Source organism: Pseudomonas sp. Irchel s3f7, assembly GCF_900187615.1.
Classification (GTDB): Bacteria; Pseudomonadota; Gammaproteobacteria; order Pseudomonadales; family Pseudomonadaceae; genus Aquipseudomonas.
Genome location: NZ_FYDO01000006.1, coordinates 120357 through 144523, shown reverse-complemented (window position 1 = coordinate 144523; position 24167 = coordinate 120357). Strand labels below are relative to the sequence as shown.

The 24167-nt window shown below is 60.2% G+C and carries 21 protein-coding genes; 7 read left to right on the top strand and 14 right to left on the bottom strand.

What is annotated here, in order from left to right; all coding sequences use genetic code 11:
* The first annotated feature begins 24 nt into the window (after nt 1–24).
* A complete protein-coding gene (gene lipA / locus CKW19_RS07155; RefSeq protein WP_177408787.1) occupies nt 25–1023 on the top strand; it encodes a lipoyl synthase in 999 nt (332 codons plus the stop codon).
* A 170-nt stretch (nt 1024–1193) separates the two neighbouring features.
* Nucleotides 1194–2141, top strand: coding sequence for an LD-carboxypeptidase (locus tag CKW19_RS07150; RefSeq protein WP_095057250.1), 948 nt, complete (start codon nt 1194–1196; stop codon nt 2139–2141).
* 94 nt (nt 2142–2235) lie between these two features.
* On the opposite strand, the gene CKW19_RS07145 is transcribed toward CKW19_RS07150, so the two are convergent.
* From CKW19_RS07145 to leuS, 5 genes are all read right to left on the bottom strand, one after another.
* A complete protein-coding gene (locus CKW19_RS07145; RefSeq protein WP_095057249.1) occupies nt 2236–3558 on the bottom strand; it encodes a lytic murein transglycosylase in 1323 nt (440 codons plus the stop codon).
* Between the two features lie 61 nt (nt 3559–3619).
* A complete protein-coding gene (arfA, locus tag CKW19_RS07140) occupies nt 3620–3784 on the bottom strand; it encodes an alternative ribosome rescue factor ArfA (protein WP_095057248.1) in 165 nt (54 codons plus the stop codon).
* 186 nt (nt 3785–3970) lie between these two features.
* Nucleotides 3971–5008 (bottom strand): DNA polymerase III subunit delta, encoded by a 1038-nt coding sequence (holA, locus tag CKW19_RS07135; RefSeq protein WP_095057247.1) that lies wholly within the window; start codon nt 5006–5008, stop codon nt 3971–3973.
* A gap of 39 nt (nt 5009–5047) precedes the next feature.
* Nucleotides 5048–5653, bottom strand: coding sequence for an LPS assembly lipoprotein LptE (gene lptE, locus CKW19_RS07130; protein WP_095057246.1), 606 nt, complete (start codon nt 5651–5653; stop codon nt 5048–5050).
* An 87-nt stretch (nt 5654–5740) separates the two neighbouring features.
* Nucleotides 5741–8347 carry a leucine--tRNA ligase gene (leuS, locus tag CKW19_RS07125; protein ID WP_095057245.1) on the bottom strand — a complete coding sequence of 869 codons (2607 nt, stop codon included), beginning with the start codon at nt 8345–8347 and terminating at the stop codon, nt 5741–5743.
* Nucleotides 8348–8628: 281 nt separating this feature from the next.
* Here leuS and CKW19_RS07120 point away from each other — a divergent pair, with 281 nt between their 5' ends.
* Both CKW19_RS07120 and CKW19_RS07115 read left to right on the top strand, forming a co-directional pair.
* Nucleotides 8629–8949 carry a hypothetical protein gene (locus tag CKW19_RS07120; RefSeq protein WP_095057244.1) on the top strand — a complete coding sequence of 107 codons (321 nt, stop codon included), beginning with the start codon at nt 8629–8631 and terminating at the stop codon, nt 8947–8949.
* Between the two features lie 103 nt (nt 8950–9052).
* Complete coding sequence (locus CKW19_RS07115) at nt 9053–9814, top strand: YdcF family protein (RefSeq protein ID WP_095057243.1); 762 nt, start codon at nt 9053–9055, stop codon at nt 9812–9814.
* A 109-nt stretch (nt 9815–9923) separates the two neighbouring features.
* Here CKW19_RS07115 and lnt read toward each other — a convergent pair whose 3' ends face one another.
* The 5 genes from lnt to miaB all read right to left on the bottom strand — a co-directional run bounded on the left by lnt (nt 9924) and on the right by miaB (nt 15313).
* On the bottom strand, nt 9924–11447 hold the full coding sequence (gene lnt, locus CKW19_RS07110; protein WP_095057242.1) for an apolipoprotein N-acyltransferase: 1524 nt from the start codon (nt 11445–11447) through the stop codon (nt 9924–9926).
* An 8-nt stretch (nt 11448–11455) separates the two neighbouring features.
* Nucleotides 11456–12295 (bottom strand): HlyC/CorC family transporter, encoded by an 840-nt coding sequence (locus tag CKW19_RS07105; RefSeq protein ID WP_027924283.1) that lies wholly within the window; start codon nt 12293–12295, stop codon nt 11456–11458.
* 5 nt (nt 12296–12300) lie between these two features.
* Nucleotides 12301–12795 (bottom strand): rRNA maturation RNase YbeY, encoded by a 495-nt coding sequence (gene ybeY / locus CKW19_RS07100; protein WP_095057241.1) that lies wholly within the window; start codon nt 12793–12795, stop codon nt 12301–12303.
* Nucleotides 12788–13795, bottom strand: coding sequence for a PhoH family protein (locus tag CKW19_RS07095; RefSeq protein ID WP_095057240.1), 1008 nt, complete (start codon nt 13793–13795; stop codon nt 12788–12790). Before CKW19_RS07095 ends, ybeY begins: the two co-directional genes overlap by 8 nt.
* A gap of 189 nt (nt 13796–13984) precedes the next feature.
* Complete coding sequence (gene miaB / locus CKW19_RS07090) at nt 13985–15313, bottom strand: tRNA (N6-isopentenyl adenosine(37)-C2)-methylthiotransferase MiaB (protein WP_095057239.1); 1329 nt, start codon at nt 15311–15313, stop codon at nt 13985–13987.
* Between the two features lie 136 nt (nt 15314–15449).
* Between miaB and CKW19_RS07085 the strand changes: the two genes are divergently transcribed.
* On the top strand, nt 15450–15779 hold the full coding sequence (locus tag CKW19_RS07085; RefSeq protein ID WP_008052403.1) for a DUF1820 family protein: 330 nt from the start codon (nt 15450–15452) through the stop codon (nt 15777–15779).
* 186 nt (nt 15780–15965) lie between these two features.
* Here CKW19_RS07085 and CKW19_RS07080 read toward each other — a convergent pair whose 3' ends face one another.
* The 4 genes from CKW19_RS07080 to CKW19_RS07065 form a co-directional block, all read right to left on the bottom strand.
* Nucleotides 15966–16520 (bottom strand): tetratricopeptide repeat protein, encoded by a 555-nt coding sequence (locus CKW19_RS07080; protein ID WP_095057238.1) that lies wholly within the window; start codon nt 16518–16520, stop codon nt 15966–15968.
* 224 nt (nt 16521–16744) lie between these two features.
* On the bottom strand, nt 16745–18028 hold the full coding sequence (gene hemL, locus CKW19_RS07075) for a glutamate-1-semialdehyde 2,1-aminomutase (protein ID WP_095057237.1): 1284 nt from the start codon (nt 18026–18028) through the stop codon (nt 16745–16747).
* Nucleotides 18029–18056: 28 nt separating this feature from the next.
* Entirely contained in the window at nt 18057–18680 is a 624-nt protein-coding gene (thiE, locus tag CKW19_RS07070) for a thiamine phosphate synthase (RefSeq protein ID WP_095057236.1), read from the bottom strand.
* Between the two features lie 30 nt (nt 18681–18710).
* On the bottom strand, nt 18711–19508 hold the full coding sequence (locus tag CKW19_RS07065; protein WP_057713171.1) for a hydroxymethylpyrimidine/phosphomethylpyrimidine kinase: 798 nt from the start codon (nt 19506–19508) through the stop codon (nt 18711–18713).
* Nucleotides 19509–19882: 374 nt separating this feature from the next.
* On the opposite strand from CKW19_RS07065, the gene CKW19_RS07060 reads away from it, so the two are divergent.
* Nucleotides 19883–22267, top strand: a complete 2385-nt coding sequence (locus CKW19_RS07060; RefSeq protein ID WP_095057235.1) for a hybrid sensor histidine kinase/response regulator — start codon at nt 19883–19885, stop codon at nt 22265–22267.
* A gap of 74 nt (nt 22268–22341) precedes the next feature.
* Nucleotides 22342–23991, top strand: coding sequence for an acyl-CoA dehydrogenase family protein (locus CKW19_RS07055; RefSeq protein WP_095057234.1), 1650 nt, complete (start codon nt 22342–22344; stop codon nt 23989–23991).
* Nucleotides 23992–24167: the final 176 nt, after the last annotated feature.

Genomic DNA, 24167 nt, shown 5'->3' with positions numbered 1-24167 from the left:
ATGACTACTGATGCAGTGCAAACCATGATCCCGACGCTCGATGTCACCGAGCGCCCGGCCCCGCGTCCCAAGGTTGAAGCCGGCGTCAAGCTGCGCGGCGCCGAGAAGGTTGCACGCATCCCGGTAAAGATCATTCCTACCACCGAACTGCCGAAGAAGCCTGACTGGATTCGCGTACGCATTCCGATTTCGCCGGAAGTCGACCGTATCAAAGCGCTGCTGCGCAAACACAAGTTGCACAGTGTCTGCGAAGAGGCTTCCTGCCCGAACCTGGGCGAATGCTTCTCCGGCGGCACCGCGACCTTCATGATCATGGGTGACATCTGCACCCGTCGCTGCCCGTTCTGTGACGTTGGCCACGGCCGTCCGAAGCCACTGGACGTCAACGAGCCGGAAAGCCTGGCCATCGCCATTGCCGACCTGAAACTGAAATACGTGGTGATCACCTCGGTAGACCGCGACGACCTGCGTGACGGCGGTGCCCAGCACTTCGCCGACTGCATCCGCGAAATCCGCAAATTGTCGCCAAACGTGCAGCTCGAGACCCTGGTCCCGGACTACCGTGGCCGCATGGACATCGCCCTGGAAATCACCGCAGCCGAGCCGCCGGATGTGTTCAACCACAACCTGGAAACCGTGCCGCGCCTGTACAAGGCTGCGCGTCCGGGTTCGGACTACCAGTGGTCGCTGACCCTGCTGCAACGCTTCAAGCAGATGATGCCGCACATTCCGACCAAGTCCGGCCTGATGCTGGGTCTGGGCGAAACCGACGAAGAAGTCATCGAAGTCATGAAGCGCATGCGCGAGCACGACATCGACATGCTGACCCTGGGCCAGTACCTGCAGCCATCCCGCAGCCACTTGCCGGTGCAGCGTTTCGTGCACCCGGACACCTTTGCCTGGTTCGCCGAAGAAGGCTACAAGATGGGCTTCAAGAACGTCGCTTCCGGCCCGTTGGTACGTTCTTCGTACCACGCCGACGAGCAGGCGAAGCTGGTCAAGGCTGAGCTGATGTCGTCCTGATCGACTGTGAAACATAAACGCCCGCAAGGTTTCCAAACCTTGCGGGCGTTTTTTTGCCTTGCCTACGGCGATAGCCGCTTTTTCCTGCAACCTGCGGTGTGACTCAGCCTCTTCTGTTTGTCCCCGTTCCTGACTACTGTGTGCTGAAGATTACGCAGGGAGATTCACGGATGACCGTACGACCGACCCATACCCTTTGTCCTCACGTTCCCGTACCGGCGTTGCCTCCGGAAGGTACGATTGGCGTGATTGCGCCCGCCGGTCCCGCGGCGCTGGACACCGATAAAGCCGTGCAATGGATGCGCGCCCGGGGTTACTCGCTGAAAGTGTTTCCCGGTGTCTACGAGAAAGACGGCTACCTGGCTGGTAGCGATGATGTACGACTCAATGACTTGCATGGCGCATTCGCCGACGATGACGTCAATGCGATCATCTGCCTGCGCGGTGGTTATGGCACGCCCCGGCTGCTCGATCGCGTCGATTTCCGGTTGTTGCGTGACAACGCCAAACCGTTCATTGGCTACAGCGACATCACCGCGCTGCATCTGGCGATCAGCCGCTACGCGGGTTTCGTGACGTTTCATGGGCCATTGCTTAATGCGGATCTGTTGGGCAACAAGCAAAAGCCCACCGAGTCCTCCTTCTTCAACATGCTCAGAGGGCAGGTGAAGGCGGGCAGTGTGCTGACGCACCCGGTGGCCTGCCCATTGAGCACAATCGAGCCAGGCATTGCCCATGGGCGCTTGCTGGGCGGAAACCTGTCGATGATTGCCGCGACCATGGGCACGCCCTACGAGATCGATGCCGAGGGCGTCATCCTGTTCATCGAAGACATCAACGAGCCGCTGTATCGCATCGACCGGTTACTGACCCATTTGCGACTGGCGGGCACGTTACACAAGTTGCGCGGTGTTTTGGTCGGGGATATCGCCGGTGTTGATGTGCCGGCGCTGGAGCGGTTGCTCAAGCAGACCTTCGCGCCGTTGCGGATACCGGTGCTGTCCGGCTGGCGCAGCGGGCATTGCGACCCGAACGTGACGTTGCCGATGGGGGCGTTGGTTCGGTTGGATGCGGGGAAGCAGGAATTGGTGTTGGAGCAGGAAGTGGTGATCAGGTAAGAACTTGAGACCGTAAAAAGATCGCAGCCTTCGGCAGCTCCTACAGGGGATTTTAACGCTCGTAGGAGCTGCCGAAGGCTGCGATCTTTTGCTTTTAGCGGTTGCGTAACCCTTCGAGCAACTTGTGCGTCGGGTATCCATCCGCCGGCCAGCCAAACGACTGTTGGGCGCTGCGGATGGCCTTGCGCGTGTTGGCGCCAATGATGCCGTCGGCGGTGCCTGCGTCGTAGTTCTGGGCACTCAACAGGTTTTGCAGTTCGATCCGTTCGGTGCGGCTCAGTGGCAAGTCATCTTTAGGCCATGTACCGCTGATCAAGCCTGCACCATTGAACCGTTCGGACAACAGGCTCACCCCCAGGGCATAGGACGACGAGTTGTTGTACTTGAGAATCGCACGGAAGTTGTCGAGCACCAGGAAGGCCGGGCCGCGATAGCCGGCCGGCAGCAACAGGGCCGCGGACAATTGCTCTGTGCCGGCCGGGACCTGGCCGCCATTGGGCATCATGACGCCCAGTTGGCGCCATTCGGCGACAGTCTTGCGAATCGTGCCATCGGCCAGCACGTAGTTGAAACCGTTCGGCAGTTGGACTTCAAAGCCCCATGGCTGGCCTCTCTGCCAGCCGGAGCTTTGCAGGTAATGCGCGGTCGAGGCCAAGGCATCAGCCGAACTGCCCCAGATATCGCGGCGACCATCGCCATCGAAATCCACGGCGTGGGTGTTGTAGGTGGTCGGGATAAATTGGGTCTGGCCCATCGCACCGGCCCAGGAGCCCAGCATCTTCTCGGGTTCGATGTCGCCTTGCTGCAGGATTTGCAGGGCGGCGATCAATTGCGCATGGGCGAAGCCAGGGCGGCGGCCTTCATAGGCCAGGGTTGCCAGTGAGTTGATCACCGATTTGTTGCCCTGGAACTGGCCGAAGTTGCTCTCCATGCCCCATACCGCCACCAGTGCCTGGCGATCGACGCCATAGCGCTGCTCGATGCTTTGCAGGACGTCGGCGTATTGGTTGACCAGCGCCTGACCTTTGCGCACACGCAAGGGCGACAGGGCGCCGTCGAGGTATTCCCACACCGGTTTTGCGAATTCCGGTTGGCTGCGATCGGCACGGATCACACTGGGGTCGATGCTGACATTGGCGAAAGCGCGATCAAACAGATCGGCGCGGATACCCGCGGCCAGGGCATCCTTGCGGAAACCCGCCTGCCATTCGGCGAAGGTCTGGGTCGGCTGGATGTCGATGTTCTCACCGGTCGGAACCACTGGCGGAACAACCGCCGGGGCCGTGGCAACGGGCGACGTCTGGAGGGGTTGAGCGTCGGCGGCGGTCGGTTTTTCCGCGCAGGCGACAAGCAAAACAAGGCTGGAGGCAGCAATCAATTGGCGCAGGTGCCAGCGATGGGGAAGACAAAAGGGCATGCACAGGTCCAGGGAAAACGATTCAGGTACAGACCTTAACATGTAGAGGGGGTGTTCTGCTTTAAGCAGCCAGAAAGTAAGAAGCCTCCCAGCTATTAGACTGGAAGGCTTCGCGGCGGTAGCTGCCTTTGCCCTTGCCGGCGCGTTCCTGACGGCTGCGGAACAGTGGCTGGGCGACGATGGATTTGGCCTTGTTGGGGCCATGCGTTGATGGCTTTTTGCTCATGATGATTTCTCGCAAGTGAGTGGTTTTTGCGGGGCAAATCATCGGCTGAAGCAGAGGATCTGTCTATAGGGGCGATGGATGTGGATTTTGTAAGAAATAAGATCAAAAAATCGCAGCCTTCGGCAGCTCCTACGCAGGATCGCGTGTCAATCTGTAGGAGCTGCAGAAGGCGGCGATCCCTTGATCTTACTCGGCAGGCAACGCCAATTTTTGCCCAGCCATCAACAACGTCAAACGGCTCAAGCTCATCCATGGCGAACCGGCGGCCTGACCTTTGATCTGGGCGTCAATGCGTTGCGCTTCCAGCAACAACTGCGCCCAGCGTTGCGCCGAGTAGCGTTGCAGGGCTTTGCTCATCAGTGGTTTGCGCTTGTCCCAGACAGGTGGTTTGGCCTGGCTGAAGGCTTTGTCCAGCGGCGTGCCCTGACTGTATTGCAGCGAAATGTTGGCCAGCTGGCGCAGTTCGCGGGCCAGGGCCCAGAGAATCACCGGTGGCTCGACACCCTCACCGCGCAACCCTTCAAGCATGCGCAAGGCATGGGCCGCTTCGCCGTTGAGGATCGCATCGGTCAAGCCGAACACGTCGAAGCGCGCACTGTCGGCCACGGCGGCCTGCACGGTTTCAACGGTGATCTGGCCACCTTCGGCCATCAGCTTGAGTTTCTCGATTTCCTGGGCAGCGGCCAGCAGGTTGCCTTCTACCCGCGCAGCAATCAGCTCAACGGCATCCTGGTTCGCAGAAAGCCCGGCCTGGGACAGGCGCTGACGGATCCAACTCGGTAGCTGGCTGACATCCACCGGCCAGATCTGCACGAACTGGGTTTGCTGGCCTTCGACCAGTGCCTTGCCCCACTTGGTTTTCTGCGCGCTGCCGTCAAGCTTCGGCAAGCTGATCAGCAACAGGGTGTCTTCGGCCGGCCGCGAGCAGTACTCGATAAGTGCTGCTGCACCTTTGTCACCGGGCTTGCCGGAAGGCAGACGCAGTTCCAGCAAACGCTTTTCGGCGAACAGCGACATGCTGGCACCGGCTTGCAGCAACGTACCCCAGTCGAAACTGGCATCGGCGGCAAACACCTGGCGCTCATCAAAGCCTTGTTGGCGAGCGGCCGAGCGAATGGCGTCGGCGGCCTCCTGACACAGCAACGGGTCATCGCCGCTGATGATGTAGACCGGCGCAAGGGCACCTTGCAAGTGTTTGGCGAGTTGGGCGGGGGCGAGTTTCATAATAGAGGGCGAACGGGGCGCCTGAGCGCCCCGTAAGTCTTACTGCTGCGGCAGTTCGATGGGCGACTGACGCGGTGTTTGCGCTTCAGCCTTTTGCGCCGCTTCCAGTGCAGCGGCTTCTGCCTTGGCCTTGGCTTCGGCAGTCTGCTCCAATTGGTCCAGCTGGGCTGGCGTCAATTGTTGCAGGCGCAACATCATGCGCTGAACCAGCTCACGACGGGTTTCCGTTTTGGCGGTTACGGCTTCCTGGTCGGAGCCCGCCAGGTTGTTACCGTCGTGGAGGAAGATTTTTTGCACTTCAAGCTTGTCGCTGATCAACGGCAGGTTGCCCTGACCACGGATGTCGTATTTCAACACCGTGGTGATCTGGTACTCGCCCGTACGGCCAGCCCCGGCGTAGCTGAGGATGCGCTGGCTTTCCTGCTCATCGGTCAACACCAGTTTGTAGGGGGCGCCGGTGTAGACCTTGACGCCGCTGTTTGTCAGCACCTGACGCAGTTGCGTCACGGTCTCGCCGTAGGCGTTACGGGCGCTCAGGTCGAGTTCCTTGATTGCCAGTTCGTTGGTGCCGGTGCCGCGCAGTTGGAAACCGCAGGCGCTCAACAGGACCGCGAGGCCCATCACCAGCAAATTGCGTTTGATCATCTTGTTGCTCCCCTTGAAACCATGTGGGCCGATCGAGCGGCCCGAAAGGTTTTACTCGGCGCCAGGCGTACCTGGCGCCTGCTCCAATTAGCTGGCGACGATATTGACCAGTTTCCCGGGCACTACGATCACTTTACGAATGGTCAGGCCGTCGACAAAACGCAGTACGTTTTCGTTGGCGCGAGCGGCCGCTTCGACCTCTTCGCGGCTGGCGCTGGCCGGCATTTCGATGTGACCACGCAGTTTGCCGTTGACCTGGATCACCAGCTGCAAGCTGTCTTGCACCAGAGCGGTTTCGTCCACCACCGGCCAGCTCGCGTCGATCACCGGCTCAGCGTGACCCAGCTGATGCCACAGCTCATGGCTGATGTGCGGGGTGATCGGAGCCAGCAGCAGCGTGACGGCTTCCAGACCTTCGTGAACCAGCGCTCGATCCTGTTCGGTGCCTTGCGCGGCTTTTTCCAGCACGTTCATCAGCGTCATCACCTGAGCGATGGCGGTGTTGAATTTGTGGTTCTGGCCGACGTCGTGGCTGGCTTGCTTGATGGCCAGGTGGATCGAGCGGCGAACGGCTTTCTGCTCGTCGTTCAGGCCGGCAACGTCCAGTTTGCCCGGCAGGCCCTGAGTGACGTGTGCTTGAGCCAGACGCCAGACGCGCTTGAGGAAACGGTGCGAACCCTCTACGCCGGAGTCGGACCATTCCGCGCTCATGTCAGGCGGCGAGGCGAACATCATGAACAGACGGCAGGTGTCTGCGCCGAACTGATCGATCATCGACTGTGGGTCGACGCCGTTGTTCTTCGACTTGGCCATCTTCTCGGTGCCGCCGATTTCCACCGGCAAGCCATCGGCGATCAGCTTGGCGCTGATGACCTTGGCCTTGCTGTCGCGCTCAAGTTCGACGTCCGCCGGGTTGAACCAGGTGAAGGCGCCGTTGGCTTCACGACGATAGTAAGTCTCGGCGATCACCATGCCCTGGGTCAGCAGGTTCTTGAACGGCTCGTTGGAGCTCACCAGGCCTTCGTCGCGCATCAGCTTGTGGAAGAAGCGCGCGTAGAGCAGGTGCAGGATCGCGTGTTCGATACCGCCGATGTACTGATCCACCGGCAACCAGTGGTCGGCCGCCGATTTTTCTACCAGGCCGCCTTCGAAGTGCGGGGAGGCGTAGCGGGCGTAGTACCACGAGGACTCGACGAAAGTGTCCATGGTGTCGGTTTCACGCTTGGCAGGCTGGCCGCATTTCGGGCAGCTGCACTCGTAGAACTCGGGCATGCGTGCCAGTGGCGAACCGGCGCCATCGGGTACGACGTCTTCCGGCAGCACGACAGGCAGTTGATCTTCCGGTACCGGTACGTCACCGCAGGTTTGGCAGTGGATGATCGGGATCGGGCAGCCCCAGTAGCGCTGGCGGCTGATGCCCCAGTCGCGCAGACGGAATTGGGTGCGCGAGGCGCCCAGTTCTTTCTTGATCAGCGCGACTTCAATGGCGTCGAACGCGCCGGCGAAGTCCAGGCCGTCGAACTCGCCGGAATTGATCAGCGTGCCGTGCTCGCCGTAGGCGTCTTGCCATGGCGTCGGGTTGGTGTCACCGGAACTGGTGCGCACCACCGATTTGACCGGCAGGTTGTACTTGTGGGCGAATTCGAAATCGCGCTCGTCGTGAGCCGGTACAGCCATGACCGCGCCGTCGCCGTAGTGGATCAATACGTAGTTGGCGACCCACACCGGCAACTTTTCACCGGTCAGCGGGTGTTCGACGAACAGGCCGGTCGGCAGGCCTTTTTTCTCCTGGGTAGCGACGTCGGCTTCAGCCACGCTGCCGCTCTTGCATTCAGCGATGAACGCTTGCAGCTCAGGATTGTTCTGCGCAGCCAGGGTGGCCAGGTGGTGCTCGGCGGCCACGGCAACGTAGGTTGCGCCCATCAGGGTGTCCGGACGGGTGGTGAAGACTTTGAGCGCGCCGGTTTCGCCGATGGAATCGACGTTGTACGGGAACTGCACTTCCATGCCGCGGGACTTGCCGATCCAGTTGCGCTGCATGGTCTTGACCTGTTCAGGCCAGCCAGTCAGTTCGTCGAGGCTCTCCAGCAGCTCATCCGCGTACGCGGTGATCTTGAAGTAGTACATCGGGATTTCGCGCTTTTCGATCAGCGCGCCGGAACGCCAGCCGCGACCGTCGATCACCTGTTCGTTGGCCAGAACGGTCTGGTCGACCGGGTCCCAGTTCACGGTGCCGCTTTTTTTGTAGATCACGCCTTTTTCGAACAGGCGGGTGAACAGCCATTGTTCCCAGCGATAGTAATCAGGCTTGCAGGTGGTCACTTCGCGCGACCAGTCCACCGCCAGGCCCAGGCTGCGCAGCTGGGACTTCATGTAGGCGATGTTTTCGTAGGTCCACTTGGCGGGCGCTACGTTGTTCTTCATCGCGGCGTTTTCCGCCGGCATGCCGAACGCGTCCCAACCCATCGGTTGCAGAACGTTTTTGCCTTGCATGCGCTGGTAGCGGGAGATCACGTCGCCGATGGTGTAGTTGCGCACGTGCCCCATGTGTAGCTTGCCGCTGGGGTAAGGGAACATCGACAGGCAGTAGTAGGTCTCCTTGCCTGGCTGTTCACTGACTTCAAAGGACTTTTGCTCGTCCCAGAATGACTGGGCGGCGGCTTCGATTTCACGGGGCTGATATTGTTCGTGCATGGCTACTTTTGAACTGAATAGGGGTGGCCTAATCCTCTTCAATGCAACGTTGGACGGTGAACACGCCTTATTGGCGTTTTCGATGCCCAGCCGAGCTGGAAGTGGAGTTACAGGAAGCGCCGTAGCATACATGACCGCGCTCTACCGAGGGAAACCCTGATTGCTGCCGCGCGTCTCGCAAAAACCGCCGCGAGGGCCGTTGGTCGCGGCGCTCAGCCGGTTTGTTCATGGAAGCTAAGCTCTAACTGGGGAGTAGGTCTTATCTTCCAATGAGGTGAGGGATGGTTGAGTCACAGCAAAAAGCTACGAAACCGGAGCTGTACGAAAGACTGATCGATCGTCTGGGCCTGGCCCTGGAAGCGGCGAAAACCGCAGGTCGGCTGCGCGACGAACGCCCACTTGAACTGGAACTGCGTGGCCTGAGCCCCGCAGAGTTTGCTTTGGTCAAGGCGTATCTGGATCGCAGTGAACGTGAGACACACGGATGCTTGTCAGAAGCGGTAAAGCAACTCGACGCACCACGTTCGGCCAAAATCATCTGGCTCAAGGACAAGGTACCTGGCAGAGACGCGGTAAAGGTCCGGTCTTTGCAGTACAAATAGACACAGAGCCATGCTCCAGCACTTTTTGAAGCATAGTCCTTCCGTATTTATTGTCGCATTGCGCTAACCCACTTAGGCTTCGGGCATCTCAAGGAGATGCTCGATGCCTTTTCGTTATTTCGTGAAACAACTTCTCTTGCCGCCCGGCCTTCTGATGCTGCTGCTTTTGCTTGGCTGGTGGTTACGCCGCTCAAGGCCGAGGCTGGCCGGTGCGTGCTTTGCGCTGGGGCTGGGTGGTTTCTGGCTGATGAGCCTGCCGGTGGTGGTGGAATGGAGTGCCGACCTTCTTGAGCGTGAGCCGCCGCTGGCCCGCGAGGAATGGAGCACGCTGGGGCAGCGCGCCGACGCCATCGTGGTGCTGGGCTCGGGCCGCGAACACGGTGACGTGGCCTGGGGCGCTGATCAGCCAACAGGTATTGGCCTGGAACGTCAACGTTATGCGGCGCGGCTGGCCAAGGCTTCGGGCTTGCCGGTGCTGGCCAGTGGTGGATTGCATTACGGCATACCACCGACTGAAGCGCAGATGATGGCGGAGTCCTTGCGCGACGATTTTGGCGTGACGGTGCGCTGGCAGGAGGGCAAGAGCCGTACCACCTGGGAAAACGCGCAATTCACGGCGCAATTATTGTTGCCGCAAGGCGTCAAGCGTGTGGTGATCGTCACTCACGCTGCGCACATGCCGCGTGCCGTCTGGAGTTTCCGCAAGGCTGGATTCGACGTGGTGGCCGCCCCGATGGGGTTCTTAGGCGGAGACAACGCCCGACCGCTGGGCGGCTGGCTGCCGGAGTCGAAATCGATCTGGCAGAGTGGGCAATTGATGAATGAGGCGGTGGGGCAGGTCGGGTATTCGTTGTTTTACCGCTGAAGATCAAAAGATCGCAGCCTGCGGCAGCTCCTACACTGGGATTGTCTACACCCTGTAGGAGCTGTCGAGTAAAACGAGGCTGCGATCTTTTAACTATCGCCTCAAGTCTTCAGACAGTCTTGGCCATCCGGCTCGCCACCAACGCCCAGCCAAACAGCAGCATGCAGACGATGAGCAACGGCCATGAACGCCATTGCAGATAAGGCGTCAGGTTGTGCATCGGCACCACTTCGCCGTACAGGATGCCGCGTTCGAACTGCGGAATCTGCTCAGTGATCTGGCCGAACGGGTTGATCAGGCCGGTCACGCCGTTGTTGGTGGCGCGAATCATCCAGCGGCCCGCCTCAAGGGCGCGCATCTGCGCCATCTGCAAGTGTTGCAGCGGGCCGATGGACGTGCCGAACCAGGTGTCATTGCTGATGGTCAGCAGCAGGTCGCTGCGAGCGGCGAGGCTGGCGGCGAATTCCGGGTAGACCACTTCGTAGCAGATGAACGGCGCAATCTGATAGCCCTTGGCTTGCAGCAGCGGCTGGTCGGCCGGGCCGCGGGCAAAGTCCGACATCGGCAGGTCAAAGAAGGCGATCAGCCCGCGCAAAACGTCTTGCAGCGGCACATATTCGCCAAACGGCACCAATTTCTGTTTGAGGTAAGTGCCGTCGCCTTCACCGGTCACGGTGATGCCATTGTAGAAGCGCTTCTCTTGATGAACGATCTGCCGGATCGGCACGCCGGTAATCAGTGCCGAATTCCGCTCGGCAGCGAATTTACCCATCACGTCCAGATAGCCCTGGGCAGATTCCTTGAGCACCGGCACCGCGGTTTCCGGCCAGATCAGCAGGTCGACGCGCTTGGAGCTCAAGCTCATGTCACGGTACAGCGCGAGCTGTGCATTGAGCTGCGCCGGGTCCCATTTCATGCTCTGTTCTATGTTGCCCTGGATTGCCGCGACACTCAGTGGTGCGCCTGAAGGGCTGGTCCAGGCGTGATGCTTGAGCGCCATGCCGGCTACCCATGGGCCGACCAACAAGACGATTCCCACGGCGATGAAGCCTTTGCGTCCCGTGCGAGCCAGGCGCAAGCCGTTGTAGATCAGTGCGGCGGTCAAGGCCAGGGTGAAGGAAATCAGCCACATTCCGCCAACTGGTGCGAGCCCGGACAGCGGGCCGTCGAGCTGGCTGTAGCCAGAGTAGAGCCATGGGAAACCGGTCAGGAACCAGCCGCGGAACGCTTCCTGGGCGACCCACAGCGCTGCGAAAGCCAGCGCGTCGGCCAGCGGCGCCTCGTTGCGGCGCAGCCAGCGTGCCCAGAGCCAGGCGGGCAGGGCGAAAAACCAGGCAATCGCCGCCGTGAAAATCAGCATCAGGAAGCCGGCCAGCAGCACCGAAGCGCCGCCGAAATGGTGAATGCTGTAGTAGATCCAACTGGTTCCGGCACCGAACAGGCCGAAGCCGAAGTACCAGCCACGCCCCAGCGCCTGGCGCGGGCTCAGTTCACGTAAGCCGGCATAGAACAGGCCGACGGCGAGCAGTGCCAACGGCCAGATATCGAACGGCGCCAGTGCCAGGGTGGTGATTGCACCGGCCGCCACGGCCAGCAGGTTACCGGGCCAGCCGGGGCGGGTTGTCCAGCGCATTTCAATCCTTAGCGAGCAATGGGCGTCAGGCGAAGCAAGTGAATCCGACGACTGTCGGCGTTCAGGATGCGGAAGCGGTAGGGGCCGATCTCGGTGATTTCGTTGCGCTTGGGCAAGTGCCCGAACGCGCTCATCACCAGGCCGCCGACGGTGTCGAATTCGTCGTCGGAGAATTCGCTGTCGAAGAACTCGTTGAAGTTCTCGATCGGCGTCAAGGCCTTGATCAGGAAGTCACCGCTGGGCAGCGGCTTGATGTAGCTGTCTTCTTCGACGTCGTGTTCATCTTCGATGTCGCCGACGATCTGTTCCAGCACGTCTTCAATCGTTACCAGGCCAGCCACGCCACCGTATTCGTCGATGACGATGGCCATGTGGTTGTGATTGGCGCGGAACTCACGCAGCAACACGTTCAGGCGCTTGGACTCCGGCACGAACGTGGCGGGGCGCAGCAGATCCTTGATGTTGAAGCTGTCGCCGTTCTCCTTGAGGATCAACGGCAGCAAGTCCTTGGCCAGCAACACGCCCATCACGTCATCGTGGCTTTCGCCGATGACCGGGTAGCGGGAGTGGGCCGAGTCGACCACGGCGGGCAGGAACTCGCGAGGTGTCTGGGTCGCCTTGATGCTGACCATCTGCGAGCGCGGGACCATGATGTCCCGGACTTGCAGGTCGGCCACCTGAATGGCGCCTTCGACGATGGCCAGCGCTTCGCTGTCCAGCAACTTGTTCTGGTGTGCATCGCGCAGCAGCTCAAGCAGCTCCTGGCGGTTTTTCGGCTCGTGGGCAAAAGCCTGGGTGAGCTTACCCAACCATGACTTCTGCCCGTTGCTCGATCGATCTTCGCTCATAGCGATTACTCTGAATCCTTTGTTGTTTCGGTAGGGAATGCGTCGGTTTCGTCGTCCGCGTACGGATCGGGAAAGCCCAGTTCTGCAAGCAACGTTCGTTCCAGTGCTTCCATTTCTTCGGCTTCCTCATCCTCTATATGGTCGTAACCAAGCAGATGCAAGCAGCCGTGAATCACCAGATGCGCCCAGTGGGCCTTGAGTGTCTTGCCTTGCTCGGCCGCTTCGCGTTCAACCACGGCGACGCAGATCACCAGGTCGCCTAGCAGCGGGATGTCGAGAAACTCGTCCGGCACATCGGCCGGGAACGACAAGACGTTAGTGGCGTAGTCTTTTTGCCGCCAGGTGTGGTTCAGCTCGCGACCTTCGGCCTCGTCGACCAGACGAATGGTCATTTCCGAGTCGGCGGTGCGCTGGCGCAGGGCCAGTTCGCACCATTGACGGAACTTGGCCTCGCTGGGGGCGGACGCTTCGGTGGCGATTTGCAGGTCAAGCTCAAGCATCGCGGCGGCTATCCTTGGCGGCTGCATCATCGGCCGCTTTGGTTTCGAAGCGCTCATAGGCTTCGACAATGCGCTGTACCAGCGGATGGCGCACGACGTCCTTGGGCTGGAAGTGGGTAAAGGTGATACCCGGTACATCCTTGAGCACTTCGATCACATGGTGCAGGCCGGACTTGGTGCCGCGCGGCAGGTCGACCTGGGTGATGTCGCCGGTGATGACCGCGGTAGAGCCGAAACCGATCCGGGTCAGGAACATCTTCATTTGTTCGACCGTGGTGTTCTGGCTTTCGTCGAGAATAATGAAGCTGTTGTTCAATGTACGGCCACGCATGTAGGCCAGTGGCGCGACTTCGATGACTTGGCGTTCGATCAGCTTGGCGACGTATTCGAAGCCCAGCATTTCGTAAAGCGCGTCATAGAGCGGGCGCAGGTACGGGTCGATTTTTTGCGACAGGTCGCCGGGCAGGAAGCCGAGTTTTTCACCCGCTTCGACCGCCGGACGCACCAGCAGGATGCGGCGAATCTGCTCGCGTTCCAGCGCATCCACCGCGCAGGCAACCGCCAGGTAGGTCTTGCCGGTACCGGCCGGGCCGATGCCGAAATTGATATCGTTACCGAGGATTTCCTTCACGTACCGCACTTGATTCAAGCCGCGGGGGCGAATCATGCCTTTTTTGGTGCGCAGGGCAACGGAGGCTTCGGCGGGCGAGTGGTTGTCCAGCGCTTCGACGGCAGATTCCTGCAGGAACAGGTGAACCATGTCCGGCGACAGCTCGGTACCCTTGGTTTCCCGATACAGGCGGCGCAGGAGGTTTTCCGCGGAGGTGGTGTGTTTGGGCTCGCCGATCAGTTCGAATTGGTTTCCGCGGTTGCGGATCTCGATGGTCAGGCGCTGTTCGATCAAGCGCAGGTGCTCGTCGAATTGCCCGCACAGATTGGCGAAGCGGCGAGCTTCAAAGGGCTCGAGGATGAAACGATGTGGTTCGATGGGTGCGTTCAAGGTCGTATTTAGCCGCCCTGGGGCAATAGTGATGAATGAAGGATAGCGCCAGTGGGCTGGGTGCGAAAGCTTAAATAATTAAGCATCGCACACTGCACTGTAGGAGCCGGCTTGCTGGCGATGGGGGCCCCGCGGTGTATCAGATACACTGGGTTATCGTTCATCGCCAGCAAGCCGGCTCCTACAGGGTTACTGGATCAAAGAGCCCCGCAACGAGTGCGGCTGCGCGGCATCGATATGCACATCGGCGAACTGGCCGATCAAGGTTGGATTATCGCAGCGGAAGTTGACGATACGGTTATTCTCGGTCCGGCCTTGCAACTCGCCGGGGTCCTTTTTCGAATAGTCGGTGACCAAAATACGCTGGATCGAGCCCACCATTTGTCGGCTGATCTCGAAACCTTGCTGGTTCAAGCGATGTTGCAGTGCGTTGAGGCGTTCTTTTTTCAGCTCTTCCGGCGTCTCGTCGGCGAGGTCAGCAGCGGGTGTGCCCGGACGCTGGCTGTAGACGAACGAGTAGGAAAAGTCGAAACCGACGTCCTGAATCAGCTTCATGGTTTGTTCGAAATCTTTCTCGGTCTCGCCCGGGAAGCCGACGATGAAGTCCGAACTGATGCAGATGCCCGGCACGGCAGCCCGCAGCTTGCGCAGTTTGGATTTGTACTCCAGCGCCGTGTGGTTACGTTTCATCGCGGCGAGGATGCGGTCCGAGCCCGATTGCACCGGCAAATGCAGGTGTTTGACCAGTTCCGGCACGTCCGCGTGGGCCTGGATCAGGCTGTCGGAGAATTCCAGCGGGTGCGAAGTGGTGTAGCGGATGCGGTCGATGCCATCGACGGCGGCAACCACGCGGATCAGCTCGGCCAGGTCGGCCAGGCGCCCGTCATGAGTGGTCCCGCGATAGCCGTTGACGTTTTGCCCCAGCAGCGTCACTTCGCGCACGCCGTTTTCGGCCAGGTGAATGATCTCGGCAAGTACGTCGTCGAACGGCCGGCTGACTTCTTCGCCACGGGTGTAGGGCACTACACAGAAGGTGCAGTACTTGCTGCAGCCTTCCATCACCGACACGTACGCACTCGGACCGTCGATACGTGGCTCGGGCAAATGGTCGAATTTTTCGATTTCCGGGAACGAGACGTCCACTTGCGGCAGCTTGGTGATGCGCGCGGCGTCGATCATTTCCGGCAACCGATGCAGGGTCTGCGGACCGAAAACCACGTCCACATAGGGGGCGCGATCGCGGATGGCGGCGCCTTCCTGACTGGCCACGCAACCGCCGACGGCGATCACCATGTCCGGGTTGGCCAGTTTCAGCTCACGCCAGCGACCGAGCTGGGAATACACGCGATCTTGTGCGCGCTCGCGGATCGAGCAGGTGTTGAGCAGGATCACGTCGGCGTCTTCAGCGCGGGCGGTGACTTCCAGGGCCTGATGTTCGCCCAGCAGATCGACCATGCGCGAGCTGTCGTACTCGTTCATCTGGCAACCGTGGGTTTCGATGTAAAGCTTCTTGGCCATGGAATAGAGTCATCACGTGATTCAAAGAACCGCGCATTATAGGGAACATGTCCCCAGGTTCCTACCGCTGCGCGTCCAATGGCTATGCTATAGTTCGCGCCCTCATTTTTATCCCCCGATGTGTTGCCCGCCGCCCATGACCAAACGTGAAGCCCCAATCTACAAGGTGATTTTCCTCAACCAGGGCCAGGTGTTCGAAATGTACGCCAAGCAGATCTATCAAAGTGATCTGTGGGGCTTTCTGGAAGTGGAAGAGTTCGTCTTTGGCGAGCGCACGCAAGTGGTCGTCGACCCGAGCGAAGAAAAGCTCAAGGCTCAGTTCGAAGGCGTGGTGCGCAGTTTTGTGCCGATGCATTCGATCGTGCGCATCGACGAAGTCGAGCGCATGGGCACACCGAAAATCAGCGAAGCGCGCGGTGCGGTCGGCAACGTAATGCCGTTTCCGATGCCGATGCCTGAGAAGTAAGGCATTGCCTGATGGCTGAAGGCGCTTGTTGTGGCGAGGGGGCTTGCTCCCGTTGGGCTGCGTAGCGGCCCTGAAACCTGTCACCGCTTTTTTCAGATAAACCGCATTGCTGAATTTACGACTGCTTCGCAGCCGATCGGGAGCAAGCTCCCTCGCCACAACAAGCCACCTCGCAGTCAGCAGTGCTCAGGGCAGTGGCGAAAACGGCGAGCGCCCGTCAGCGCTCTGCAATTCCATCAAATATTTACGGAATATTTGCCCGAGCACCTGGGTGGCGACTTCGAGTTCTTCGCGGGGCATCTTTTCAGTGACTTCGTCGGCAGTATCCAATGCTTCTTCGGCGCCATTGACGGCCGCCATTTTCAGCAGGATGTACGCCTGGATGTTATTGGCCGGTACGCCTTCGCCATGGAAGAACATGCTGCCGAGTTTGAATTGCGCCTGGGCATGGCCTTGCAGCGAGGCTTTTTCGAAATAGCTCAGGGCTTGATCGAGGTCGCGTGGCGTGTTTTTGCCATCGTAGTAGAACTCACCCAACTCGTATTGCGCTTGGGCATCCCCATCTTCCGACGCTTTCTGGCAGGCGGCGAGGGCCTGTGCCAGGTCTTGCGGCTGAGTATTGAGGGTGCAGCGACCCATCGCTGGGATTAACAACGAGTTGCCGCCTGCTTGTGCGAGCGCGAGCAGGGGCTGAAGGAGCAACAGGCAGCCCAGTGAAAGGGCGCGGCCGGTGCGGTTCATGGGAATCGACTTACCTCTGAAGGGCGCGCGGACCCATCGAGGGATCCAATAAGCGCGCATTATGAAATAAGCAGGACCAACCTTACAAAGTCTTTACTCGTTTTTCTGCTACGCGGGAATTATTTCACCCGCTTTGCGGCAGATTATTAGCAGATGAGCAGGACAAAGTGCAGGAATGTCGGTGAAAGCTGACGCTGGTAATGACCAGCGTCAGTGATTCAGCCTTACTTCAGTGCAGCAAACGCGCGTTCGGCGGCATCCAGGGTCAGTTTCAATTCGGCTTCGCCATGGGCGATCGAGGTGAAACCGGCTTCGAATGCGCTCGGTGCCAGGTACACGCCACCTTCCAGCATCAGGTGGAAGAAGCGCCCGAACAGAGCGGCGTCGCTGGCCATCACGTCTTCGAAGGTGACGATATCGTCAGCGCCGCTGAAATACAGACCGAACATGCCGCCGGCCTGGGTCGTCACGAACGGAATGCCGGCCGCATCGGCACGCTGTTGCAGGCCGTCGAGCAGGCGGGTGGTGTAGTCGGTCAGCTCGGCGTGGAAGCCCGGGCGGCTGATCAGGCGCAGGGTGGTGAGGCCGGCGGCCATCGCCAGCGGGTTACCCGACAACGTACCGGCCTGGTAGACCGGGCCCAGCGGGGCGATACGCTGCATGATTTCGCGCTTGCCACCGAAGCAGCCGACCGGCATGCCGCCACCGATGATCTTGCCGAAGGTGGTCAGGTCCGGCGTTACGCCGTAGTGAGCCTGAGCACCGCCGAGGGCAACACGGAAACCGGTCATCACTTCGTCGAAAATCAATACCACACCGTGCTTGTCGCACAGGGTCCGCAGGCCTTCGAGGAAGCCCGGTGCAGGTGGTACGCAGTTCATATTGCCGGCCACGGGCTCGACAATGATGCAGGCTACTTCCTGGCCCACTTCGGCGAGCATGGCTTCAACGGCATCGATGTCGTTGAACGGCAGGGTCAGGGTGTGTTTGGCAAACGCCGCCGGCACACCGGCAGAGCTCGGCACGCCTTGGGTCAGGGCGCCGGAACCGGCCTTGACCAGCAGGCTGTCGGAATGACCGTGGTAGCAGCCTTCAAACTTGATGATGCTGTCGCGACCGGTGAAACCACGGGCCAGGCGAATGGCACTCATGGTCGCTTCGGTGCCGGAGCTGACCATGCGCACCATTTCCATCGACGGCACGAGGGAGCAAACCAGATCGGCCATCTGGGTTTCCATCTCGGTCGGGGCGCCGTAGGACAGGCCGTGTTCCAGTTGTTTGCGCACCGCGTCCAGCACGTCCGGATGGCTGTGGCCGAGGATCATCGGGCCCCATGAACCGACGTAATCCACATAGCGCTTGTCGTCTTCGTCGGTGACGTAGGCGCCTTCGGCGTGCTTGAAGAACAGCGGCGTGCCGCCGACGCTCTTGAACGCGCGAACCGGCGAGTTCACGCCACCGGGAATGTGTTTCTGGGCATTGGCAAACAGGGTTTCGGAACGAGACATGATCGGGCTCTCAAATCAGATTTAAAGCTTAAATAGAAAACAATTCGTTGAAGGCGCGGGCGCGGCGGGTCACTTCAGCCGTGCTCTCGGCGCCGAACAGGCCATGCACCACCGCCAGCAGATCGACGCCATGGGCCACCAGTGGGGCGGCGTTATCCAGGGTGATGCCGCCGATCGCGCAGATCGGCAGGTGCAGCTGCTTGCGGGCCTGGTCGAGCAGGTCGAGGCTGCAGGTCGGTGCACCGGGCTTGGTGTTCGAATTGAAGAAGCGGCCGAAGGCGACATAGCTGGCGCCTTCCTTGGCAGCTTGTTCGGCCAGTTCAAGTTGCGCGTGGCAGGTCGAGCCAATGATGGCCCTGGAGCCGAGCAATGCCCGGGCCGGGGTCAGCGGGCCGTCGGTCTGGCCCAGGTGCACGCCCACGTTCAGGCGCGCCGCCAACTCGGCGTCGTCGTTGATGATCAACTGCGTCTTGTACCGTTCGCACAGCTCGCGCAATGCTTCGGCCTCACGCAGACGGCGGGCCTCGTCGCTGCTCTTGTCGCGGTATTGCAGCAAGGTGACGCCGCCTTCCAGCGCCGCCTCCACGTACTTGAGCAACTTACCGTCCAGCAGATTGCTGTCGGTAATGGCGTACAGGCCACGTAGTTTCATCGGACAAGCCTCACCGCATACAAATAGAAGTTACGAACAGAAATCCAGTGGCAAGCGACGCGGCACGAACTGGCCTTTGCCCAACTGCTCGGCGTCACGCAGGGTGCGCCACGTGTAGTTAAGCGCGGTCTGTACGGCACTGGCGAGGTTTTCGCCTTGCGCCAGACGACCGGCCAGTGCGCTGGCCAGGGTGCAACCGGAACCGTGATAGCTGCCGGGCAGACGCTGGCAGGTAAAGGTTTCGCGTAGGCCATCGCGGCTGTACAGGCGATTGTGGATTTCGGTTTCATCGCCATGACCGCCGGTGATCAGCAGGTGTTTGACGAACGGCAGGAGTTTTTCAGCGCACTCGTCCGCGGTGCCTTCGGGCAGCTCGGCGAGGATGCGGGCTTCAGGAAGGTTAGGCGTCGCAATGATCGACAGGGGCAGCAGGCGTTCGCGCATGGCGTAGCCGACTTCGTCCTTGCCCAGGCGCCCGCCGCCACCGGCGCGCAGCACCGGGTCGCAGACCACCGGCAGATGCGGGTGCGCTGAAAGCAGTTCGACGACAGTGTCGACCATCTCCAGCGAACCGAGCATGCCCAGTTTGACGGCGGCGACTTCGGAGTCGTTGAGTACGGCATTGGCCTGGGCCAGTACCCACTCACGGTCGAGGACGCGGAAGTCAGTGACATTGACGGTGTCTTGCACGGTCAGGGCGGTGACGGCCGGAGCCGCATGGCAACCCTGAGCGAGCAGGGCTTCGATATCTGCCTGCAAGCCGGCGCCACCACTTGGGTCGTGGCCGGAGAGACAGAGGACAACGGGGCGAGAGCTGTAGATATTCATGGTGCGCGAGCTTACCACCAAACATTCTTTTTCGGGTGCAGCGACATCCCATTGTGGCGAGGGAGCTTGCTCCCGTTGGGCAGGGAAGTGGCCCCTGTTCTTTTTAAAGCCATACCGCGTAACCGGCCTCTACGACTGCTTCGCCGCCGAGCGAGAGCAAGCTCCATCGCCACAGAGGTCGTCGTGTCACTGCTGGCACTGCTGTAAAGCCCGTTCTAGAGCCTTTTCTTTAAATATTTCAATGGTGTTTAAAGGCCACCAACGGCTATGCTAGAGTGGATCCAAACCAATAACAGGTGATACCGGTTTTACGTCTGCTCAAAAGGAATGGGGGGGCTTCCTGACAGGACCGGACAGGCCACGCTGGGGCTTAAATGCGCTATTTGCTGATGTTGCTTTTTTGTTTGCCCCTTTTGGCAAACGCCGTCGAGTTCGACGAGTTCACCCAGAGCCTTCCCTTGGGCCGAACCCTGCAAGTGTTTGAAGACGCGGCAGGTCAGGCGTCCATCGCGGATATTCGCGCGCAAGCGGCGGCGGGCAACTTCAAACCGCACAATAAAGACACGCTCAATGCCGGGTATTCACGTTCGGTGTTCTGGCTGAAAATCGACCTGCATTACCGTCCGTCCAACCCGACGGCACAGCGCACCTGGCTGCTGGAACTGGCCTATCCGCCCCTCGATCACCTTGATCTCTATTTGCCTGATGCCGACGGCAACTACCAATTGGCCCGGCAGACCGGCGACGCCTTGCCGTTCGCCAGCCGCGAAATTCGCCAGAACAACTATCTGTTCGATCTGACGTTCAAGCCTGAACAGGCGCAAACCCTTTACCTGCGCTTGCAGAGTGAAGGTTCGATCCAGGCGCCGGTGACGTTGTGGTCGAGCACGACCTACCTCGAAGAGCAACCTGTTCGGCTGTACGTGCTGGGGCTGATTTACGGCGTGTTGCTGGGGATGCTGGTCTACAACCTGTTCATCTACCTCAGCGTTCGCGACACCAGTTACCTTTATTACATTTTCTACATCGCTTCGTTCGGCTTGTATCAGCTGTCGGTGAACGGGGCTGCGGTGCAATATTTCTGGCCAGACAATCCTTGGTGGGCCAACGCCGCGACACCATTTTTCATTGGCTGCGCAGGGCTGTTCGGCAGTCAGTTTGCCCGCAGCTTTTTGCAGATGGCCACGCACAGCCGCTGGTTCGACCGTTCGCTGTTGGCGTTGGTGGCTTTCAGTGCATTGGTGGTCGGGCTGTCATTGATGACCAGTTACGCCTTGGCCTTGCGTCTGGCGACGGCGCTGGCGCTGACCTTCACCGTGGTGATTTTTGCCGCCGGGATATTTGCCTGGCTGCGCGGCTTGCGGGTGGCGCGGTACTTCATCATTGCCTGGTCGGCGTTTCTGCTGGGCGGCATCGTTAACACGCTGATGGTGCTGGGTTACCTGCCGAATGTGTTCCTGACCATGTATTCCAGCCAGATCGGTTCGGCGATCGAAGTGGCGTTGCTGTCGCTGGCGCTGGCTGACCGAATCAACGCCATGCGTGAGCAACAGGCGCAAACCCTGTTCGATGCCAGTCAAAAACTCGAAGTGCTGAACCAGCAACTGGCGCACAGCAACAAGCTCAAGGACGAATTCCTCGCCACCCTGACCCATGAATTGCGTACGCCGATGAACGGCGTGATCGGTTCGCTGGAACTGATGCAAACCGTCGAGATGGACCCGGAGCTGGAGCAGTATCAGCAAACGGCCGCAGGCTCGGCGCGGGACATGATGCGCATGGTCAACGGCATCCTCACCCTGACCGAATTGCAGGCCGGCAAGCTCAAGGCCTCGGCGGGTACCTTCAGTTTGCGCGCAATGGTCGAAGCGTTGCGTGTGCAGTTCGAAGGCAATGCGTCGGCCAAGTCTCTGGACTTCAAGGTCGACGTTGCGACGGGTTTGCCGGATCGTATGCAGGGGGACAGCGTCAAGATTGCGCAATGCCTGGAATGCCTGTTGGACAACGCCATCAAGTTCACCCGTGTCGGTGGCCTGGCGTTGCGGGTGACCGGCAAGGCGGCCGAGTTCGATCGTCTGGCGCTGAGCTTTGCCGTGATTGATACGGGCATCGGCTTCACCGATCTGGGAGAGGCGACGATGTACCAACGGTTCTTCCAGCTCGACGGCTCGATGACCCGTGAATACGGTGGCCTGGGGGTTGGCCTGGCGATCTGCCGACAACTGGTGGAATTGCTCGGCGGGCGCCTGACTCACCGCTCCGAGCCCGGTCACGGCAGCCGTTTCCAGCTCGATATTGTGGTTGAACTGCCGATGGCGGAACGGCCGGCGATGCCTTTGATGCCTCGGGATTTGCCACCGTTGCGCCTGCCCCAGGATTGCACCGTGCTGCTGGTGGACGACAACAGCATCACTCAAATGGTGATGCGCGGCATGTTGCTCAAGCTTGGTTTTCGTGTGCGAACGGCTGACAGCGACGCCATGGCGCTCGAGCATTTGCAGCAGGAACGTTTCGATGCGGTGTTGATCGATTACCTGCAGCGCTCGCAGGAAGAGGTGTCACTCTGCTGCCAGATTCGCGACATGTCGGGTTATGCCGAAGTGCCGCTGTTCATGATCGCCCTCGGCATGGACCGGGAACGTTGCCCGACCGGTGCTTTGATCGATTACCTGAGCAAACCGGTGAAATTCGAAGACTTGCAGGCAGCGCTCTATCGCCGGGTCCTCTGTATTCAACAGGGTGAAAGTGCCGACAGTTAGGCGGATATGACACTTTTTTCGGTCATGGGGCGGTGCTTAACTGAAGTCCCTTGGCCGACCAAAGGAGCCCTGTCATGAACCTGCATCAGTTCGCCGAAACCCACGAAGTCACCAACCAGCCGCCGTCACTGGACGGCGCCAACCTGTACCGCATCGACTTGCCATTGCAGGAATGGTCGCGGCGGTTCGGTGCCGGCTGGGCCGAATCGCGGATCGACGCCTACGGCGCACTGGCCGGCGGGCCGCTGATGGAAGCGGGGTTCCTGGCCAATCAGAACAAGCCGGTGTTCAGCAGTCATGACCGGTTTGGTCATCGCATCGACCTGGTGGAATTTCATCCGGCCTATCACGAACTGATGCGCACGGCGGTCGAGCACGGCTTGACCTCGCTGCCCTGGGCGCACCCGCAGGACGGCGCCCATGTCGCCCGCGCCGCCATGACGTATCTGCACAGCCAGGCCGAAGCTGGCAGTGGCTGCCCGCTGACCATGACCTTTGCCAGTGTCCCGGCGCTGCGTCTGCAACCGAATCTGGCGAAACAATGGCTGCCGAAAATCCTCGCCACTGAATATGACCCGCGCAACGTTGGTATGGCCCACAAGGCTGGCGTCACCATCGGCATGGCGATGACCGAGAAGCAGGGCGGCACCGATGTGCGTGCCAACACCACCAAGGCGTATCCGGTTGGCGCCAGCGGTCCCGGTCAGGCTTACGAGCTGCTAGGGCACAAATGGTTCTGTTCGGCGCCGATGTGCGATGCCTTCCTGACCCTGGCGCAGACAGACAAAGGCCTGACCTGCTTCCTGCTGCCGCGCCATCGCCCGGACGACACGCGCAATCAGTTCTACATTCAGCGCCTCAAAAACAAACTCGGCAATTGCTCCAACGCTTCCAGCGAAGTGGAGTTCCGGGGGGCGCTGGCATGGATGGTCGGTGAAGAAGGGCGCGGCGTTCCGACGATCATCGAGATGGTCGCCATGACCCGCTTCGATTGCATGGTCGGTTCCAGTTCACTGATGCGCCAGGCGCTGACCCAGGCCAGCCACCACTGCGCTCATCGTTCGGTGGGCGGCAAGTTGCTCAGCGAACAACCCTTGATGCAAAACGTGCTGGCGGATCTGGCGCTGGAAAGTGAAGCGGCTCTGGCGTTGAGCCTGCGCATGGGCAAGGCGCTGGATCATCTGGATGACAGCCATGAAGCCAAATTTGCGCGACTGGTCACGGCAGTGGGCAAGTATTGGATCTGCAAACGCGCACCGGCGATGATCAACGAGGCTGCCGAATGCATGGGGGGCGCCGGTTACGTCGAAGACAGCATCCTGCCGCGTCTTTATCGCGAGGCGCCGGTGAACTCGACGTGGGAAGGCTCCGGCAACGTGCAGTGCCTTGATGTGCTGCGTGCTCTGTCCAAAGAACCGGGCGTTCTCGATGTGCTGTTCAGCGAATTGGGCGATGGCCATGGCGATAAACGGCTGGCGGCGCACATTCATCAATTGCAGGCGGCGTTCAAAGACACCGGTGACATTCAGTACCGGGCGCGACAACTGACCGAAGACATTGCGTTGGGGTTGCAGGCCAAGCTGTTGCTGGAGGCGGGGAATGCGGTGGTCAGTGATGCGTTTATTGCCAGTCGCCTTGGTTCGAACGGTCGGGTTTACGGCGCCTTGCCACGCGGCCTGGATGTGGAGGCGATTGTCGCCCGCTCGACCCCGCAAGGATTCTGAACACTTTAAAAACCTGTGGGAGCCAGCCTGCTGGCGATAACGGTGCCACAGCCAACAGACAGGGTGAATGTAATTGCGCTATCGCCAGCAGGCTGGCTCCCACAGGGGTTTTGCATTCACCGCAATTCTTCTGCATTGCCAATACGCCACTGTTCCCGTGAAGCGACGATGCAGGC

Bases quoted from the DNA above. Each gene is read 5' to 3' on its own strand.
- lipA (WP_177408787.1), top strand. From the start codon at position 25: ATGATCCCGACGCTCGATGTCACCGAGCGCCCGGCCCCGCGTCCCAAG.
- CKW19_RS07150 (WP_095057250.1), top strand. From the start codon at position 1,194: ATGACCGTACGACCGACCCATACCCTTTGTCCTCACGTTCCCGTACCG.
- CKW19_RS07145 (WP_095057249.1), bottom strand. From the start codon at position 3,558: ATGCCCTTTTGTCTTCCCCATCGCTGGCACCTGCGCCAATTGATTGCT.
- arfA (WP_095057248.1), bottom strand. From the start codon at position 3,784: ATGAGCAAAAAGCCATCAACGCATGGCCCCAACAAGGCCAAATCCATC.
- holA (WP_095057247.1), bottom strand. From the start codon at position 5,008: ATGAAACTCGCCCCCGCCCAACTCGCCAAACACTTGCAAGGTGCCCTT.
- lptE (WP_095057246.1), bottom strand. From the start codon at position 5,653: ATGATCAAACGCAATTTGCTGGTGATGGGCCTCGCGGTCCTGTTGAGC.
- leuS (WP_095057245.1), bottom strand. From the start codon at position 8,347: ATGCACGAACAATATCAGCCCCGTGAAATCGAAGCCGCCGCCCAGTCA.
- CKW19_RS07120 (WP_095057244.1), top strand. From the start codon at position 8,629: ATGGTTGAGTCACAGCAAAAAGCTACGAAACCGGAGCTGTACGAAAGA.
- CKW19_RS07115 (WP_095057243.1), top strand. From the start codon at position 9,053: ATGCCTTTTCGTTATTTCGTGAAACAACTTCTCTTGCCGCCCGGCCTT.
- lnt (WP_095057242.1), bottom strand. From the start codon at position 11,447: ATGCGCTGGACAACCCGCCCCGGCTGGCCCGGTAACCTGCTGGCCGTG.
- CKW19_RS07105 (WP_027924283.1), bottom strand. From the start codon at position 12,295: ATGAGCGAAGATCGATCGAGCAACGGGCAGAAGTCATGGTTGGGTAAG.
- ybeY (WP_095057241.1), bottom strand. From the start codon at position 12,795: ATGCTTGAGCTTGACCTGCAAATCGCCACCGAAGCGTCCGCCCCCAGC.
- miaB (WP_095057239.1), bottom strand. From the start codon at position 15,313: ATGGCCAAGAAGCTTTACATCGAAACCCACGGTTGCCAGATGAACGAG.
- CKW19_RS07085 (WP_008052403.1), top strand. From the start codon at position 15,450: ATGACCAAACGTGAAGCCCCAATCTACAAGGTGATTTTCCTCAACCAG.
- CKW19_RS07080 (WP_095057238.1), bottom strand. From the start codon at position 16,520: ATGAACCGCACCGGCCGCGCCCTTTCACTGGGCTGCCTGTTGCTCCTT.
- hemL (WP_095057237.1), bottom strand. From the start codon at position 18,028: ATGTCTCGTTCCGAAACCCTGTTTGCCAATGCCCAGAAACACATTCCC.
- thiE (WP_095057236.1), bottom strand. From the start codon at position 18,680: ATGAAACTACGTGGCCTGTACGCCATTACCGACAGCAATCTGCTGGAC.
- CKW19_RS07065 (WP_057713171.1), bottom strand. From the start codon at position 19,508: ATGAATATCTACAGCTCTCGCCCCGTTGTCCTCTGTCTCTCCGGCCAC.
- CKW19_RS07060 (WP_095057235.1), top strand. From the start codon at position 19,883: ATGCGCTATTTGCTGATGTTGCTTTTTTGTTTGCCCCTTTTGGCAAAC.
- CKW19_RS07055 (WP_095057234.1), top strand. From the start codon at position 22,342: ATGAACCTGCATCAGTTCGCCGAAACCCACGAAGTCACCAACCAGCCG.